Origin of the sequence: Sphingomonas sp., from assembly GCF_031372575.1 — a bacterium.
GTDB lineage: Bacteria > Pseudomonadota > Alphaproteobacteria > Sphingomonadales > Sphingomonadaceae > Sphingomicrobium.
In genome coordinates, this window is record NZ_JANMLM010000036.1 from 1 (window position 1) to 2,260 (window position 2,260).

Genomic DNA, 2,260 nt, shown 5'->3' on the forward strand with positions numbered 1-2,260 from the left:
GCCGCCGCCGCGCTCGGCCGGTTCGAGGGCTTGAAGCGCCGGCTCGAGATTGTCGGCACCGCCAACGGCGTCACGATCATCGATGATTTCGCGCATAATCCCGACAAGATCGCTGCCAGCCTGGCCACGCTCGCCGCGCATCCTGGCCGATTGCTCGTCATGTTTCAGCCGCACGGCTTCGGCCCGCTGGCCAAGATGGGCGATGAACTTGCCGCGACCTTCGCCGAGGGGCTTCGCGACGGCGACAAGCTCTATTTGCCCGATCCGGTCTATCAGGGCGGCACCGTCGACAAGGCGCGCGGGGCCGACTGGCTGGTCGATCAGGTCCGCAAGCTCGGCGGCGACGCGCTGCACATCGCCGACCGTGCCGCGATTGGCGATGCGCTGCTTGCCGAGGCCGCAACTGGCGACCGGATCGTCATCATGGGGGCGCGCGACGATACGTTGAGCGAGTTCGCGTCCGACTTATTGGAGCGGCTCTAACCCCGCTTTCGCCACGGCAGCGCCGACCATTCGCGCACATTCGTCGGCTCATCGAGATCGGCCAGCCCGACATCGGGCCATTCGTCGCCATGCGGGAAGTATGCTGTCCCGAACATCCAGTCCCACAGCGGTGTCGCCGCCCCGAAATTGCGGTTGAAATGCTGCGGCTCGAGTGAATGATGAATGCGGTGATAGCGGCTGTCGACCACCACCTTGCGCATCACCCGCCCCAGCTGCAGCCGGGTCGCGGAATGGAGGTAAATCGGTTGCCAGCTCAGGATCAGTCCGACCAATATCGGTCGTGGCCCGAACGCCGGACTGAGCAGGCTCAGCGGCAGCGACACGAACAGAGCGAACATCAATATTTCCGACCAGTGATGCCAGCTGTTGGTCGCACTCAGATTGCGGATCGAATGGTGCGGCGCGTGCCATCGCCACAAGAATCGATGTTGCGCGCGATGCTCCCAGTAAAACAGGAAATCCTTGACCAGGATCACCGCCAGCCCAACCACGATGGCCGCTGCCCAGGTTGGCAATCCGAGCACATCGCGGGGGTCGATCTTTGGCGAGACCTTGCTCGCCCCGATCACCGCCAGCACCACCGCTGTCAGCGCAACTTGCGCCCCAACATAGACCAGCCAGATTTTCAGCCCGGTCCAATTGCGTTCGGGCTTGGGCATCCCGCGCTGCGGAAACGCTAGCTCGACCCCGCGAAGCAACGCGAGGCCCGCCAGCAAGCCGGCGAGCGTTCGCACTGCATCGTTGAGAATGAGTTCAGGCAGCAGCGGCGACGTCGACCTTCTCGACCCACTCGGGCCAGAACACCGGCTCGCGGTTCGACCAGCCCGCCGCGGTTGCAGCACTCTCGCTGATCGACTGCAACAGGATGCGGCGACGGTCGGGGTGGAGATGCGGCAGTGACGCGGCGGCGCAGAATGCAGCAGGCAGCCACGGCCGGACGCTGGCCCCGAGCAGTCGCTCATACAGGAACCGGAACGCCGCGAAGCTCGGCAGGCGGTCCTGGCCCAGGTCGAACGCCGACAGCGTGACCAGCATGCCCATGAACGGTTCGATCATGTCGAGCCCGCTATCGTCGGGGATCTGCATCCGAAGATGATCGATCTGCTTGTAGAAGCGGCCCTGCGCGCGGATCGAGGCGGCTTCGCCTTCGTCGCGGGCCCAGATGTCGATCGGGTCGGCACGGCCAAAACCAATATCCAGCGAGCGGCGGATATAGCGCTGCGTCGCCTTGGGGAAACTGGCGAATTCCTTCAGCTCTGCAATCAGCAAGGCTCCCCCGGCTGGCTGACTGGTGCGTGTCGTCATGAACCCGACTCCTTTTGCCTGGGGAGGATCATGCAGCAGCGGTGGTTGCAAATTGCTTAACCACGATCCCGCCCCCCATTCACATTGAATCAAAGGGATAGGTCCACGGCAAGCACCAATAGTTCACCCGCCACCTTTGGGGCGACGGGTGTGGGAATATTGCAACTGGGTGTCACCTTGGTGACGGTCGGCTTACTTCCCCTCCGGAAAGCCCGAGGATGGCACCGGTTCGTTGCCGCCCGGCTGGGTCGCGGCAATCGGGTCAGATGCGTCCATCGACTGGTCTGATCCAACATCCGTCTTGGTATCAAGGTCTTCGGGGTTCTTCTTGAGCTTCAGTTCAAGCTCGCGTTCGGGCGGCTTTTGCTGCGTCGGTGCGGGGGGCTGGCCCGTATCGTCAGGGCGCGTCGTGTCAGTATTATCGGTCATGTGGTTCGTTCCTCCCTCGAAT

At 63.4% G+C, this 2,260-nt stretch carries 4 protein-coding genes; 1 reads left to right on the top strand and 3 read right to left on the bottom strand.

The features are described from left to right. The coding region (locus tag RMN73_RS02615) for a glutamate ligase domain-containing protein (RefSeq protein WP_309601761.1) at window positions 1-483 on the top strand (483 nt) is incomplete at its 5' end. On the opposite strand, the gene RMN73_RS02620 is transcribed toward RMN73_RS02615, so the two are convergent. The 3 genes from RMN73_RS02620 to RMN73_RS02630 form a co-directional block, all read right to left on the bottom strand. Continuing rightward, entirely contained in the window at window positions 480-1,238 is a 759-nt protein-coding gene (locus RMN73_RS02620) for a sterol desaturase family protein (protein WP_309601762.1), read from the bottom strand. The two genes, RMN73_RS02615 and RMN73_RS02620, sit on opposite strands and share 4 nt — an antisense overlap. Window positions 1,239-1,257: 19 nt before the next feature. Further along, the gene (locus RMN73_RS02625) at window positions 1,258-1,809 is read right to left on the bottom strand and encodes a hypothetical protein (RefSeq protein ID WP_309601763.1); all 552 of its coding nucleotides are present in this window, start codon (window positions 1,807-1,809) and stop codon (window positions 1,258-1,260) included. 192 nt (window positions 1,810-2,001) lie between these two features. Further along, on the bottom strand, window positions 2,002-2,260 hold a 259-nt coding region (locus RMN73_RS02630; protein ID WP_309601764.1), incomplete at its 5' end, for a hypothetical protein.